The sequence below is a fragment of the Pseudomonas sp. GW821-FHT11G12 genome (assembly GCF_058808055.1).
The window spans coordinates 461,994-476,344 of the sequence record NZ_JBXARH010000001.1 but is presented as its reverse complement, the minus strand read 5'-3'; the positions used below and the strand labels follow the sequence as shown (position 1 = coordinate 476,344).

The window sequence follows — 14,351 nt, the reverse complement described above, 5'->3', positions numbered from 1 at the left end:
GGAGCCAGCAGGCTCAGGCCATCTCCAGCGCCCGCTCTTCCTGCACCGGCGCCACTTCAAACCGATCCGCCAGAAACGGCGTGATGTCCAGCGGCAGCGGCTCATCGTTGACCAGCTTATCCAGCAACACCCCGGTAATCGCCGACGTCAGCACGCCGGTGCGGAAATGCCCGCAGGCGTTCAGGTAGCCGTCCACCCCGGCCATCGGCCCGAGAATCGGCAACTCATCCGGCGAGCCCGGCCGCAACCCGGCCCAGGTGCGCTTGAGGTTGATGTCTGCCAGTTCCGGCAGGCAACGCACGGCGCCCTGCACCAGCCCGGCGATTTCCGGCCAGGTGGTGGTGACGTCGAAGCCTTTGTCCTCGGTGGTGCTGCCGATCAGGATCTCGCCGTTGTCCTTCTGCGCCATGTAGCAATCGCTGGTGGTCAGGCAACCGTTGAGGATTTTCGGCAGGCGTTCGGTCAACAGGATCTGCCCTTTCACCGGTTTCACCGGAATACGCACGCCAGTGGCCCACTCGCTGAGATCTGCCGCCCACGCACCGGCGGCGTTGATCAGGGTCTTGCAGTGGAACACCCCGGCTTCAGCCGTTTGCACGCCGGTCACGCGCGTACCGTGATGCAGAACGCCGGTGATGTTGGTGTTGACGTACATGTCCACACCATTCTGCCGGGCGCCTTCGGCGTAGGCGTCGGCGAGGCGGAACGGACTGACCTGGTGGTCGCAGAGAAACTCCAGTGCCCCGCGCGCTTCATGGCTGACGCTCGGCTCGGATTCGCGCAACGCCGCCTGATCGAGCCAGCGCACCTGATCGGCCAGGTGCGGAATGCAGCCGACGATGTGCTCGGCGTACAACCGGTCTTCATCGTCATAAATGACGAACTTGAGCCCGGTCTTTTCGAACTTGAAATCCATCCCGTGGTTGTCTTTCAGCTCACGGTGCAGCGCCGGGTACAGCGCGTTGGACTGCAAGGCGAAGTCGAAGAACGACGGCGGCAGGATGTGCGGCGTGCTGGAATCCACCGCCACCGCCGCGCCTTGGGTTTCGCGCTTGCGGTTGGCCGACATCATGCGGAAGAAAATCACCCCGCAGCCCAGTCCCACCGACTCACCGATGGCCCATAAGCCGCCGGCCGAGGCGCGGGTCGCATTGCCCGGACGCTTGGCGTCGATCATCGCGACCTTGAGGTTTTTGCGCTTGGACAACTGATAGGCGATGGACGCGCCGATCACACCGCCGCCGGCGATGACCACGTCATAGAACTTACTCATGGGAAACGGCCTCCGTGCCGAGGGACTGGAACGCGGAAAAAGGAATCGGATCGACCGGGAAACGCGGCCGCAGCCAGCCGACATCCTTGCGCCCGGTGGCCTGACGCAAACGGTCGCTGCAATAGCCGACGCACATCCGCCCCTGACAGTCGCCCATGCTCACGCGGGTGCGCATTTTCAGGCTGGCGATGTCTTGCACGCCCTGCTCCAGCGCCCGGTCGATGTCGGCGCGGGTCGCGTGTTCACAGCGGCAGATCACCGTGTCGGCCGCCGGCAATTTGATTTGCCCGACGCCGCGTTCGGTGTAGCGATCCACCGCCGCGCGGAAACGCACGATGGCTTTGAGTTTGCTCAGGTAACGGTCGCGGCGGACCCGCGCCAGTTCCTCTTCGAGCACACCGCGTTGCAGCAGGATCGAAGTGGCGGCGATCTTGCCGGCCAGCATCGCCGCTTCACCGCCGCGAATCCCGCCCATGTCACCGGCCAGATGCACGTGGGGCTCGCTGCTTTGCTGCCAGATGTTGGCGTTGGCGCGCAGGTAACCGTCGTCGCTGAAGCCGTGATCCAGGCCCATTTGCTGGCTCAACTGGGTACGCGGAATGAAGCCGTAACCGACCGCCAGCGTCTTCGCTTCGAAGCGTTCGACGCGGCTCATGTCCGGTTCCCACGTCGCCGAGTACGGCGCCACGCTGACGCTTTTCAGTTCGCCTTCGCCGTGTGCCTCGACCACGCCCCAGCCGTAGTTCATCGGGATGCCGTGCAACTTCAGGTAGGCGAGCATGCTCAAGCCATCAAGGAAAAGTTGCGGCTTGTTCAGAAGCGCCAGGCTTTCCTTGGCAATCTTGCCAAACGCGCAGGCCTCGTAGACACCGGCAACACTCACGCCTGACGCGTGCAACTGGGTCGCCACCAGCGGCAACAGCGGCCCGGTGCCGGCGATCACCACTGGGCCCTGCGGTTTGACCACGCCACTCTTGATCTGCAATTGCAGGCCGCCGAGCATGATCACGCCCGGCAACGTCCAGCCGGGAAACGGCACGCTGCGTTCATGACAACCGGCGGCCAACAGCAGTTGCGGATAGCTGATTTCGTGCAGACGCTCATCGCCATCGAGCACGACTAGCGAGCGGGTGCCTTCGGCGCCGACCACACGGTGATGCAGGCGCACATCGATCAGCCCGGCCTGCTCCTGAAAGTCGCCGTGCAATTTGCTCAGTGCTTCGGAATAGCGCGGCCCCAGGTAATCCAGTTGCACGCCGTCACGCAGCGGCCCGCGATAGACCACACCACCCAGGCGCGACGCCTCCTCAAGCAATGTGCTGCGCACACCATGGCGCGCCAGTTCGATGGCCGCTGCCATCCCCGCCGGCCCACCGCCGACGATGACCGGATGCTGGCTCATAGCGCCTCCTGACCGTGAATGCGGTTAGCCTGGGTTTCGATGTGCATGCCGTCACGCACCACGGTCTGGCAGGCACGGCGTTTGTGCCGGCCGTTGATTTTCACCAGGCAGCACTGACACACGCCCATCCCGCAATAGGCGCCACTGATCTGGTTGTGATCGTTGCGCGCGACCTGGCGCACGCCGAGAGACTGAATGACGCTGAGCACGGTTTCGCCGATGGCGGCGGTGACCGGTTGGCCGTTGATGTGGACAGTCATATCCGCCTGCGCCAAGGGCTGGATATCGAAGGTTCTTTCTAGGCAGTGCATTGCGATGATCATCCGTGAAAAGTTCAGGTGAGGTTGAAACAGCTCCTTGCTGCACTACACCTTGCCGACACGTGGGGGTTATCTCTCTCTATCGGGCCGGCAGGTTGGTTCCGCTCGCGCAGCAACGTGCGCGCAAGCAATGTAGTCGATCCAGCGGCAAGGGCCTGGAAAATTCACGGTAGGGGATATCGCGCAGAAGAATATTGATCCAGGCCATGGAAATGACTGTACGGTTCTGCCGCCGATCAGTTGGAAAACACGAACTGCCCTTTGATCTTTTTCGAACCGATGAAACCGAGGTCAGGGAACAACTTGGTTTTCAGCCACACGACAAAATAGACCATGGCCAATGTGAGGCCGACGCCGATCAGGGTGGAGATCGGGTCTTCGGCGTAGTCCTTGAACAGGCGTGAAACCTGGCTGAGCGTAAGGATCACGAAGACGGTGTAGGTCTGAGCGGAGTATTTGTAGAAACCCCAGGCAAACAGCAGCGGGATACCACCGCCGATCAGCATGAGCGTCAGGGCCAATCCGATGCCGGAGTCCCAGCCCAGGACAAATCCGGCGAGCGCGCCGAGCAATGCCTGAATGCAGGTCAGCACGATCAGGATCGTGACCTTGCGTGCATACTGGCGGCGCAGCGCCGGGTCAATGCGTGAACCAATCCAGTAAGCCAGCACCCGATCCTTGACCGCCCCGCCCGAAAACGCCTTGAAGGTTTCGGTCTTCGAGCGCCCGGCGTCCAGCATCTCATCCAGCTGCCGTTTGATTTCCTTCTTGTCCAACGTCTTCATCCTTAAACAGAAATTGAAGCGGCCGATCCGCTTGCCGCGTCGATTCTGGCTGCTGGCCCTTTAGAAAGCAAAAAGCCGTTTCCACCCGAAGGTGGAAGCGGCCGAGGCACAAGCCCCAGAGGGATCAGTGCACAAACAAAGCGATCAGAATGATGATCGGGATTGGCACGCCGAGGAAAAACAGCAGTAGTGAGCGCATGGTGATTCTCCTTGTTAACGGACCGGAGGCAGTGTGGCCGTGGTGTAGGTTTCGACTTCAACGTACTCGACCGCATCCCGGCGGCGACCGCCGAAGGTGGCCGACAGACTGGCGAAGAACGCACCGGCCAGCAGCGCGATGAACATCCACAGCGAAGTCCAGGCAGCGACTTTGGCGGCGGTGTCAGCGGCTTGCTGTGCTTTGACCTTGGCGTCGGCAATGGCTTTTTGCGTACGGGCGTAGATTTCATCGACGCGACGTTCGGCGTCGGCCTGGGTCAGATTGGTCCGTTGCGCGACCAGTTGTGCAAGGTAGGTACGATCCTCGGGGCTGAGCTGACCATTGGCCAGGCTCTGAGCGAAGATCCGGGTCACGGTGCCGCGAGCGGCGTCATCGCTGACAGCGGCAGGACGGTCATCGCGGAACAGGCTGTCGACGAAGTAGCCGTACTGGTTGCTGTCGGTGTTCGCCGCTGCAGTCCCGGCCGCCTGAGTCATGGCACTGGCCGCACCACCGGCGACACTCGCACCGGCCTGCACACCGCCACTGACGATGCTGCTGACCGAGCCGACCACCAGCGTCGCAGTAACCAGCGTGGCCACACACCAGGCGAGGAAGCCATGGGCGGTGTCGCGGAAATACACCTCGTCACCGTGCATGTTCGCCCACTTCACCCGCAGGCGACCGGCGATGTAGCCGCCCAGACCGGAAGCGATGATTTGCGTCGCCGCCAGCCAGACGATTGTCGAAATGCCCAGGCCCTTGGCGCTGACGCCCTCCCCGGCCCACGGTGAAACAGCGGAGAAGCCCAGACCGAAACCGAGCAGTACCAGAATCAACGACAGTGCCGCAGCGGCTGCGGCCCCTGCGAAGATCGCGCCCCAGGACACCCCTGAGACGTTGCTCGACTCGCCTTCGAAGGCAGGATAAAACCCATCAGAGGATCTATTCATTGTTGTTCTGCTCCCGGCATGAAAAATGGTGTTACAACTCGTCAGCAGATGAATTGCAGTGACCGTGCCAGTCGCCAACATTAAATAAATCGTTTGAATTCATTCACTTAAAAAGACTGAACTTCCAAGAACCATGCAATTTGCAACAACGGTTCGATAGCAGCGGGTTTTATGCATTGGCACAAAACCGCTTACTTGCGTTTGTAGCTCTTCTTGCCGCTGGGCGTCAGGCAATACACGCCGCCGCGTGGCCCGGTGCAGAACGAACCGGTGCCACAATCACAGCCGTCATTGGTTTGCAGAAACTGCTGCGGCCGCGCCTGTTCACGGATGCCGAACATCGCAGCGCAACTCTTTTTCGAGCCGCTGATGGAGCCGTCATTACATAGAAACAGATCGCCATCGCAGCGATCGATGCCACCCTTCTTCCCGGAACACGGGGTATTGGCGGCCAATGCCGAAGCACTTAGCAGCGCCAGAAGCATCCCGGCCATCGGCATCCAGCCACCGCGAATCAACTTGCCCACGGAATCTCTCCCTCGAAAATATGGCCAGATGATATCAATGTTTCGGGAAATAAATCGGCAACCACGGTGGGTCATTTGCGTTTGTATCAACTACAACATGAAAGTTAATTTAAAGCGTTATTGCAAAATCTTGGCAAAATGCTGCCATTCCGTTTGAACCGATCAGCAGGCCCACCATGACTCGCATCTTGACCATCGAAGACGACGCCGTGACCGCCCGGGAAATCGTCGCCGAACTCAGCAGCCACGGCCTCGACGTGGATTGGGTCGACAACGGCCGCGAAGGCCTGGACCGCGCCGTCAGCGGCAACTACGACCTGATCACCCTCGACCGCATGCTGCCCGAACTCGATGGTCTGGCCATCGTCACCACCCTGCGCACCATGGGTGTGTCGACGCCGATCCTGATGATCAGCGCGTTGTCCGACGTCGATGAGCGCGTGCGCGGCCTGCGCGCCGGCGGTGACGATTACCTGACCAAGCCGTTCGCCACCGACGAAATGGCGGCCCGGGTCGAAGTGTTGCTGCGCCGGCAGCACAATGGCGGCACCCAGCCGACCACCCTGCGCGTGGCGGACCTTGAGCTCGACCTGATCAGCCATGAAGCCAGCCGCGCCGAGCAGGTGCTGACGCTGTTGCCCACCGAATACAAGTTGCTGGAATTCCTGATGCGCAACAGCGGCCAGATCCTGTCGCGGATGATGATTTTCGAGGAAGTCTGGGGTTATCACTTCGACCCGGGGACCAACCTGATCGACGTCCACATCGGTCGCCTGCGCAAGAAGATCGACCCGCCGGGCAATGTCCCGCTGATCCGTACGGTGCGAGGCTCGGGTTATGTCATTGCCGAACCCGTCTGACGGTTGGCGTTCCTCCAGCAGCCGGTTGCTGGCGCTTTACAGTTCGTTGTTCGTGGCCTGGAGCGGGATCCTCATGGGGGTCATGTATTTCGAGGTCTCCGGTTACCTCGACAGCCTGGCCAAACATTCGCTGATGCAGCGTCAGCATCTGTTCTCGCACTTTCGCGGCGAGCAGCTCGAGGATGCACTCGCCGCCAGCATGACGTTCGATATCCGCGGCATCGATGCCTACGGCCTGTTTGCCGCCGACCACACCTACCTCGGCGGGGCTTTGCAGCAAATGCCTGCGGGCCTGCCGCTGGACGGCAAGATCCACGAATTGCGCGACTGTTCCGAATCCGACGATCCGACCCTGCCCGCCGACAGTTGCGATGCGGTCGCCACCCCGACCCGCGACGGTCGCTGGCTGGTGCTGGTGCGCGACAACGGTTCGCTGTTCGCCGTGACCCGCATCATTCTGCGTGCATTGCTCTGGGGCGTTTCGCTGACAATCGTACCGGGGGTCATCGGCTGGCATTTGCTGCGGCGTCGGCCGTTGCGGCGAATCCGCGCGATTCAGGCCAGTGCCCAGTCGATTGTCGCCGGAGACCTGACTCACCGATTGCCCGTGTCCAATCGCCGCGACGAACTGGACATGCTCGCCGCCATCGTCAACGCCATGCTCGATCGCATCGAGCGTCTGATGAACGAAGTCAAAGGCGTGTGCGACAACATCGCCCACGACTTGCGCACTCCGCTGACGCGTTTGCGGGCGCAGTTGTATCGCATGCAGCAACAGGCCGGCGAAGGCTCGCCGGAAGCGGCGCAACTGGATCTGGTGCTGGCCGAGGCCGATACGCTGATGGCGCGTTTTCGCGGTTTGCTGAGGATTTCCGAACTGGAAGATCGCCAGCGGCGTTCGGGCTTCGTCGAGCTCGATCCGGTGCGACTGCTGCAGGAACTGCATGAGTTCTACCTGCCGCTGGCCGAGGAAGACGAACTGCGTTTCGAGCTGAACATGCCCGAAACCCTGCCGATGCTCAATGGTGACCGGGCGCTGTTGTTCGAGGCGCTGGCTAACCTGTTGAGCAACTCGATCAAGTTCACCCCGCCGGGAGGCACGGTGATTTTGCGTGGGGTGAATGATGCAGGGCATACACGGATCGAGGTGCACGACTCCGGCCCCGGCATTCCCGAGTCGGAACGGGAAGCAGTGTTCCAGCGCTTCTATCGTGCAGAGGGTGGGCAACCGCAAAGCGGTTTCGGACTGGGCCTGTCGATCGTTGCGGCGATTGTCAGCCTGCACGGGTTCAGTCTTGAGGTGGGTCGCAGCGATCTGGGCGGGGCGAAACTGGTGCTTGATTGCCGGCAGAGGCTGATGTCACAGACCTGATCGTTTGGCAGAGATAGTTCCCACGCTCTGCGTGGGAATTCCTCAAGGGACGCTCCGCGTTCCAGCTCTCGAATGGGACGCAGAGCGTCCCGGGCTGCATTCCCACGCGGAGCGTGGGAACGATCAACTCAGGCCGGGTAGTTAGCGCGCAGCGCTTCGAGGCCGCCCTGATAGATGCCGCTGAACAGCGCCACCACTTCCTCATCGCTCACGCCCTTGGCCGTGAAGCGTCCCGACCACGTCACCCGCGCGCCCTGCCCTTGGGCTTCGACGCGAATCGTCGCCAGATAATCCGTGGCCGGAAACGGTGCCTGCTCGATCGAGTAGCTGTAGGTCTTGCCCGCGTTATCGAACGTCTCCAGACGCTCGATCACCACCGCGCCGTCGGCGGTTTGCAGGGTGCGTACGCGGCCACCGTCGCTCAGCTCACTCTTGGGAATGAACGGCAGCCAGTCCGGCAGCGTGTTGAAGCCGCCGATCAGTTGCCAGACCTGATCGGCCGAGGCCGGGATGTCGATGAATGCTGATGCTGTTGCCATAAATAAACGTCTCTCTTGAGGAATTCAGATTGCCAGGCTGTCGACCACGCCGCCGTCGACGCGCAATGCCGCGCCGGTGGTGGCCGAGGACAGCGGTGAAGCGATGTAGGTCACCAGGTGCGCGACTTCTTCGACATTGGCCACGCGCTGGATGATCGAGGTCGGACGGGCCCTGCGCACAAACGCGTCGGCTTCGTCCCGCAAGCTACGGCCGGACTCGGCGGCGGCATCCTTGAGCATCTCTTCGACGCCGTCGGTGAAGGTCGGCCCCGGCAGGATTGCATTGACCGTCACCCCGGTGCCGGCCAAGCGTTTGGCCAGGCCATGGGACACCGCGAGGTTGGCGCTTTTGGTCACGCCGTAGTTGATCATGTCGGCCGGGGTGGCCACGCCGGATTCCGAAGACAGGAAGATCACCCGCCCCCAGCCCTGCTCGACCATCGCCGGCACGTAATGTCGCGACAGGCGCACGCCGGAGATCACGTTGATTTCATAGAAGCGCGTCCACTCATCGTCGGGCGCGTCGAAGAAATCCACGGCGTTGTAGATCCCGAGGTTGTTCACCAGGATGTCGGCTTTCGGCTCGGCGGCGAACAGTTTCTGCGCGCCTTCGGCCGTGCCCAGATCCGCCGTCAGACCGCGCAGTTTCGCGCCCGGAACGGCTTGCCGAATGCTCGCCAGTGCCTGCTCGACCTTGGCCGCGTCGCGACCGATCACCACCACCGTGGCGCCCGCCTCGGCCAGCGACTGGCTGATGCCCAAACCGATACCTGCCGTGCTGCCGCTGACAATCGCCAGTTTCCCGCTCAGATCGATCTTCATGCTTTCACCTCGTCGATAGGTAATGGTGCACGTTCGGACACCAGTTTCGCTTCACGCATGGCCTGCCAGAAACCGGCCGGAATGACCGCCGACAGCGCCGCTACATCTTCAGCGATGCGCCCCGGTTTGCTCGCGCCGGGAATCACGGCCGCCACGGCCGGATTGGCCAGCGAGAATTGTAGTGCAGCCGCTTTGACATCCACGCCGTGGACGGCGGCGATGCGTTTGATCTGCTCGACCTTGGCAATGATTTGCGGGCTGGCCTTCTGGTATTCGAAGTGCGCGCCACCGGCCAGGATTCCCGAGCTATATGGGCCGCCAACAACGATTTCAACGTTCTGCGCCCGCGCCGAATCCATCAGACGCTGCAAGGCGCGGTCGTGATCGAGCAAGGTGTAGCGGCCGGCCAACAGGAAGCCGTCAGGCTGCGCCTCGGTCAGGTCGAGCGTCAACTCGCACGGCTCGACTTTATTCACGCCCAGGCCCCAGCCCTTGATCACGCCTTCTTCACGCAGGCGGGTCAGGACTTTGAAGGCCCCGGTGCGGGCCTGATTGAAATACTCCAGCCATTGGTCGCCGTAGAAGTCCTGAGCGATGTCGTGCACCCAGACGATGTCGAGGCGATCGGTTTTCAGGCGTTCGAGGCTGTCTTCAATCGAGCGCAGGGTGGCGTCGGCGCTGTAGTCGTTGACGATCCTGTTCGGGCGGCCGTGTTCGAACACCCCGCTCTTCTCGCCCAGATCCCGGGCGGCGGCGTCTTCGACTTCATCGAGAATGACCCGGCCGACCTTGGTGCTGAGCACATAGTCATCGCGCTTGTAGCGGGACAGTGCTTCGCCGAGGCGGATTTCCGACAGGCCCGAGCCGTAGAACGGCGCGGTGTCGAAGTAACGCACGCCGGCATCCCACGCCGCATGCACGGTGGCCTGGGCTTCTTCCTCGGGAATGGCGCGGAACATGTTGCCCAGTGGCGCGGTGCCGAAGCCCAGCTGGCCGGGCAGTTTGTCTTTCAAGCTCATGGGGATTTCCTCGTAGTGTCTGGGTCGTGGTTGACCGTTGAGCAGATCCTAGATTGCGACACTCAGACCGTCCAAGACATAATGCGCAGCACTTGAGTCCCTATAGGTCTGACATGATCGATTTCCGCCAATTGCGCTACTTCGTGGTCGTCGCCGAGGAAGAGCACGTCGGCCGCGCGGCCGAGCGCCTGCACATTTCCCAGTCGCCCCTGAGCCGGCAGATCGCCCAGCTCGAAGAGCGCCTGGGCCTGACCCTGTTCGAACGCAGCCAGCAACGCATCCGCCTGACCCGCGACGGCCATACGTTCCTTGCCGAAACCCGCGCCTTGCTGACCCACGCCAATCGCCTGGAATCCCTCGGCAAACGCCTGGGCCGTGGAGAAGAAGGTGGCTTGTGCATCGGCTACATCGAGAACGCCATGCACGCGGGCGTATTGCCCAATGCCTTGCGCGTGTTGCGGGCAGATCGGCCGAACGTGCATGTCGCGCTGTACAACCTCAGCTCCGCCGAACAACTCGAAGGCCTGCGTCAGCGTAGTCTCGATATCGCACTGGTCAGCGAGCCGCCGACGACCGACGATCCTGACTTGCTGGGCTTCCAGGTGCTGGACGATCCGATGCTGCTGGCGCTGCCGGAGCAGCATCCATTGGCCGCACAGGCATCGCTGAGCCCGGAGGATCTGGCCACTCAGGAGTGGATCGGCGTACAACCCCGTCAGGACGCGGGCGACGATTTTGTGAGTGCCTGCCTGCGCGCCGGCTTCACCCCGGATGTACGGATGCAGGCGACCGAGCCGTTCACCGCGCTGGGGCTGGTTGCTTCGGGGCTGGGGATTGCAATGATCCAGAAAGGCCTGAGCCACAACGCCCCGCCGGGTGTGGTGTTGCGGGAGGTGCCGTGGCTGGCATTTACCACGCCGCTGTGGGCGGCTTGGCACAGGATTAATTTGCGGCCGTTGGTGGAGACGTTTCGGGAGGTTTTGACTGGATCCGATATCGCCGAGCCCTCACCCTAACCCTCCCGAAACGTCGGACCGCCCGAAGGGAGAGGGGACCGATCGGGGGATATTCGAGAAGTACACCGACGTGGTCGATTGGTGGTGAATCCGTAATGGACTCAACCCATCCAGTTCTTGGACTCAATCAGCAGACTGGCGATGGCGGCACTGGCTGTTGGTCTGGTCTACAGTGAATCTTCCATCCCACTTCACAAGGACGTGAAGCATGCAAAATCGCCCTACCCTCGACCAACGCCGATTCGCCCGCCGGTTGCGCGCCAGCCAGACCGATTGCGAGCAGATGCTTTGGCAAAGGCTGCGTGCGCGGCAGGTGGCGGGGCTGAAATTTCGGCGGCAGGTGCCGATCCCGCCGTTTTTGCTGGATTTTTATTGTGTGGAGTTGAGGTTCGCGGTGGAGCTGGATGGGGGGCAGCATTATGAAAAGGCGGGAGAGGTTCATGATCGGCGGCGGACGCTCTATCTTCAGCGGCTTGGGATTGAGGTGGTGCGGTTCAGTAATCTTGAGGTGATTCAGCAGATGGATGATGTTTTGGAGCAGATTGTCAGGATCGCGGAGGAACTTCGATTGCGACGTTGATCCGAAAGCGCCCTCACCCTAGCCCTCTCCCAGAGGGAGAGGGAACTGATTGGGGGATATTCGAGAAGTCCGCCGACGTGGGCGAACTGTTTTGAATCCATAATCGACTTGGAGTCTCAGGTCGATGCTTGGAATCCATAATCGACTCGGTTTTTCAGGTCGATGCATGACCTGAGACACTGCGGTCGGCCCCCTCTCCCTCCGGGAGAGGGCTGGGGTGAGGGGCTTTGGGGAGTTAGTAACAACATCGGAATCAGCCCCCCAACCGCGCCCACCCCGCCACCAACTGCGCACTGATACTCACCCCGCCACAAACAACAACCACCACGTCCCGAGCCCCCGCCAGCGCCGGATGATCCAGATAAGCCACCGCCAGCGACACCCCGCACGCCGGCTCCACCAGTTGCCGCAAATCACTGGCATAACGCACCACGCCCATGATCGCGTCGTCATCGGACAGCACCAGGCATTCGTGATCGAACTCGCCGATGTGCTGCACCGGCCACTCCGCCACTTGCGCGGCGCCAAGGGAGGTGGCGACGGTGTCGATTTTGCTCAGGCGCACCGGGTGGCCGGCCTGTACGGCGGCGGCAAACGAGGCGGCGCCCTGGGTTTCGCAGGTGATGATCCGGCAGTCACGCCGGTCATGGCGCAGCAGCCCTGTGAGAATTCCTGCAAGCAATCCCCCGCCGCCGACCGAGGTGACCACGGTGTCGACCTGCGGGCAGTCTTCGAGGATTTCATCGATCATTGTGCTGTGCCCTTGCCACAACACCGGGTGATCGAAGGCCGGGACGTATTCGGTGTCCGCCGCGCTGGCCAGTTCACGGGCGCGCTGATTGGCCTCATCCCAGACTTTGCCATGGACGATGACTTCGGCACCGGTACGACGAATGCGCGCGCGGGTGGCTTCGGGGGTGGTGTGTGGCACTACGATGCAGGCCTGCAGGCCCAGGCTGACCGCCGCCACCGCCGTCGCAAGACCTGCATTGCCACCGGACGGGCAGACGACTTTGCGCTTGCCCTGCGCCGCTGCCTGACTGCACAGCAGGCCCATGCCGCGCAGTTTGAAAGAACCACAGGGTTGCAGGTTTTCCAGTTTCAGCCAGATACGCCGGAAAGTGGTCGACAGGGTCGGATGGAGGATCAACGGCGTGCGGATGTGCAGCATGGCGGACTCCTGATGACGCCACGCCCGGGCGACCTGTTCGCCGGCGCGTGGACGGTTGAAGTCGAAACGTCCCTGTCTGAAGCTTAGTTCACCCTGCCCCCTCGACGGTAAACGCCGGGGATCGTGCAGCGATCTACACTGAACGGAACAGCCGTGAGGTGCCTATGAAAATGTCAGCGCAAATGACCGTCGTCGCGGTAATCGCCACTCTCGCCTACCTGGGGCTGGCGATGTGGGGCATTGGTGGCGTGGCGGTGTTCTTTTCCCACGGCGCGCTGGTGGTGGTGGCGCTGGCGACGCTGGCGATGGTGGTGGTGTCGCTGTTCAGCGAGGTGAACCTGAGTTCGGGCGAACGCGAGGACCGGGCCAATCGCTGGGTGATTCCGGCGTTCGGCGTGATCGGGCTGGTCAGTGCTTTTCTGCCGGCTTACTGCGACCGCATCGGTTTCTGGACCGTTGGCCGCGAAGGCACCCGTTGGCTGGGGGCGTTGTTGTTCATCGCTGGCGGTGCCTTGCGCCTGTGGCCGGTGTTCGTTCTGGGCCACCGTTTCAGCGGATTGGTGGCGATTCAGCCGGGACATCGACTGGTCACTGAAGGCATCTACACGCACCTGCGCAATCCCAGCTATCTGGGGCTGGTCGTCAACGCACTGGGCTGGGCACTGGCGTTTCGTTCGGTCGTCGGGATCCTGCTGGCGGCGCTGACACTGATCCCGCTGATTGCCCGCATCCATTCAGAAGAAGCCTTGCTGCGCACCCAGTTCGGCGCCGAATACGATGCCTATTGCGCGCGCAGCTGGCGGTTGTTGCCGGGCGTTTACTAAGGTTGCAGGCGTAACTGGCCGTTGTTGTCGATGCTCAGCGCAACGTCGCGGTAACTGGCGATGGTCGCGTGTGAGGTTTCAATCGGATGCTGGTGAGTCGCGGTGATGATCATCAACGACGCACCGGCCGCTTCCGCCGCCTGAATGCCAACAGTCGCGTCTTCGAAAATCAGGCAATCGGCCGGTTCCAGTCCCAGACGTTTGGCGGCCAGTCGATAGCCGGCCGGGTCAGGTTTGCCCGCCGTCACGTCTTCAGCCGTGATCATCACCGCAGGCTCGGGAATCCCCGCCGCCGCCATTCGCCGCAACGCCAGATCCCGTGGCGCCGAGGTCACCATGGCCCAGCGATCTGCCGGCAACGACTTGAGAAACGCCGCTGCACCGGGAATCTCGACAATGCCTTCAACGTCTTCGATTTCCGCCTCGGTGATGAACGCCGCTTGCGCCTCGGCGTCCACGCCCGGCAGGTTCAGGCGAGTGATGGTGTCGATGGCGCGCACGCCGTGGATGGTCGGCAGGAAGGTTTCGACATCCACGCCATGACGCTCGGCCCAGGCCGCCCAGATCCGCTCGGCGGCGGCGATGGAGTTGAGGACGGTGCCGTCCATGTCGAACAGGAACGCGCCGAACGCGCGATTGAAAACAGCATCGTGAGCAGACAAGGGATCGCATCCTTAGGCAGAGCCGGG

16 protein-coding genes are annotated in these 14,351 nt (G+C 62.2%); 5 read left to right on the top strand and 11 right to left on the bottom strand.

Features of this window, described 5'->3' with window-relative positions; translation table 11 throughout:
- Window positions 1-13: 13 nt before the first annotated feature.
- The 6 genes from hcnC to AC1RR7_RS02130 all read right to left on the bottom strand — a co-directional run bounded on the left by hcnC (window position 14) and on the right by AC1RR7_RS02130 (window position 5,432).
- Window positions 14-1,273, bottom strand: coding sequence for a cyanide-forming glycine dehydrogenase subunit HcnC (gene hcnC / locus AC1RR7_RS02155; RefSeq protein WP_273539307.1), 1,260 nt, complete (start codon window positions 1,271-1,273; stop codon window positions 14-16).
- A complete protein-coding gene (gene hcnB, locus AC1RR7_RS02150) occupies window positions 1,266-2,675 on the bottom strand; it encodes a cyanide-forming glycine dehydrogenase subunit HcnB (RefSeq protein WP_273539306.1) in 1,410 nt (469 codons plus the stop codon). The genes hcnC and hcnB overlap by 8 nt, the downstream gene beginning before the upstream one ends.
- The gene (gene hcnA / locus AC1RR7_RS02145; protein ID WP_096822653.1) at window positions 2,672-2,986 is read right to left on the bottom strand and encodes a cyanide-forming glycine dehydrogenase subunit HcnA; all 315 of its coding nucleotides are present in this window, start codon (window positions 2,984-2,986) and stop codon (window positions 2,672-2,674) included. Before hcnA ends, hcnB begins: the two co-directional genes overlap by 4 nt.
- 245 nt (window positions 2,987-3,231) lie before the next feature.
- Window positions 3,232-3,771, bottom strand: a complete 540-nt coding sequence (locus AC1RR7_RS02140; RefSeq protein ID WP_102622013.1) for a hypothetical protein — start codon at window positions 3,769-3,771, stop codon at window positions 3,232-3,234.
- A gap of 222 nt (window positions 3,772-3,993) precedes the next feature.
- On the bottom strand, window positions 3,994-4,932 hold the full coding sequence (locus tag AC1RR7_RS02135; RefSeq protein ID WP_102622014.1) for a hypothetical protein: 939 nt from the start codon (window positions 4,930-4,932) through the stop codon (window positions 3,994-3,996).
- A 191-nt stretch (window positions 4,933-5,123) separates the two neighbouring features.
- Entirely contained in the window at window positions 5,124-5,432 is a 309-nt protein-coding gene (locus AC1RR7_RS02130; RefSeq protein ID WP_219737177.1) for a YdcA family protein, read from the bottom strand.
- A gap of 203 nt (window positions 5,433-5,635) precedes the next feature.
- On the opposite strand from AC1RR7_RS02130, the gene AC1RR7_RS02125 reads away from it, so the two are divergent.
- Together AC1RR7_RS02125 and AC1RR7_RS02120 are read left to right on the top strand one after the other, a co-directional pair.
- Window positions 5,636-6,319 carry a response regulator transcription factor gene (locus tag AC1RR7_RS02125; protein WP_096822590.1) on the top strand — a complete coding sequence of 228 codons (684 nt, stop codon included), beginning with the start codon at window positions 5,636-5,638 and terminating at the stop codon, window positions 6,317-6,319.
- Window positions 6,297-7,691 (top strand): sensor histidine kinase, encoded by a 1,395-nt coding sequence (locus AC1RR7_RS02120; RefSeq protein ID WP_493155911.1) that lies wholly within the window; start codon window positions 6,297-6,299, stop codon window positions 7,689-7,691. Before AC1RR7_RS02125 ends, AC1RR7_RS02120 begins: the two co-directional genes overlap by 23 nt.
- A gap of 128 nt (window positions 7,692-7,819) precedes the next feature.
- On the opposite strand, the gene AC1RR7_RS02115 is transcribed toward AC1RR7_RS02120, so the two are convergent.
- From AC1RR7_RS02115 to AC1RR7_RS02105, 3 genes are read right to left on the bottom strand one after another with little or no spacing between them, the layout of a single operon-like run.
- Window positions 7,820-8,230: an SRPBCC family protein gene (locus AC1RR7_RS02115; protein ID WP_096822592.1), complete on the bottom strand. Its 411-nt coding sequence runs from the start codon at window positions 8,228-8,230 to the stop codon at window positions 7,820-7,822.
- Between the two features lie 24 nt (window positions 8,231-8,254).
- On the bottom strand, window positions 8,255-9,052 hold the full coding sequence (locus AC1RR7_RS02110; RefSeq protein WP_096822593.1) for an SDR family NAD(P)-dependent oxidoreductase: 798 nt from the start codon (window positions 9,050-9,052) through the stop codon (window positions 8,255-8,257).
- Window positions 9,049-10,071: an aldo/keto reductase gene (locus AC1RR7_RS02105; protein WP_493065102.1), complete on the bottom strand. Its 1,023-nt coding sequence runs from the start codon at window positions 10,069-10,071 to the stop codon at window positions 9,049-9,051. The genes AC1RR7_RS02110 and AC1RR7_RS02105 overlap by 4 nt, the downstream gene beginning before the upstream one ends.
- A gap of 113 nt (window positions 10,072-10,184) precedes the next feature.
- On the opposite strand from AC1RR7_RS02105, the gene AC1RR7_RS02100 reads away from it, so the two are divergent.
- On the top strand, window positions 10,185-11,087 hold the full coding sequence (locus tag AC1RR7_RS02100) for a LysR substrate-binding domain-containing protein (RefSeq protein ID WP_102622017.1): 903 nt from the start codon (window positions 10,185-10,187) through the stop codon (window positions 11,085-11,087).
- Between the two features lie 208 nt (window positions 11,088-11,295).
- Window positions 11,296-11,667: an endonuclease domain-containing protein gene (locus AC1RR7_RS02095; RefSeq protein WP_493155909.1), complete on the top strand. Its 372-nt coding sequence runs from the start codon at window positions 11,296-11,298 to the stop codon at window positions 11,665-11,667.
- Between the two features lie 253 nt (window positions 11,668-11,920).
- Here the strand turns inward: AC1RR7_RS02095 and AC1RR7_RS02090 are convergent, their stop codons facing one another.
- A complete protein-coding gene (locus AC1RR7_RS02090; RefSeq protein WP_493155907.1) occupies window positions 11,921-12,838 on the bottom strand; it encodes a pyridoxal-phosphate dependent enzyme in 918 nt (305 codons plus the stop codon).
- A gap of 164 nt (window positions 12,839-13,002) precedes the next feature.
- On the opposite strand from AC1RR7_RS02090, the gene AC1RR7_RS02085 reads away from it, so the two are divergent.
- Window positions 13,003-13,662: a methyltransferase family protein gene (locus AC1RR7_RS02085; RefSeq protein WP_096822597.1), complete on the top strand. Its 660-nt coding sequence runs from the start codon at window positions 13,003-13,005 to the stop codon at window positions 13,660-13,662.
- On the opposite strand, the gene AC1RR7_RS02080 is transcribed toward AC1RR7_RS02085, so the two are convergent.
- Window positions 13,659-14,324 (bottom strand): HAD family hydrolase, encoded by a 666-nt coding sequence (locus tag AC1RR7_RS02080; RefSeq protein WP_493155905.1) that lies wholly within the window; start codon window positions 14,322-14,324, stop codon window positions 13,659-13,661. The two genes, AC1RR7_RS02085 and AC1RR7_RS02080, sit on opposite strands and share 4 nt — an antisense overlap.
- Between the last annotated feature and the right edge of the window lie 27 nt (window positions 14,325-14,351).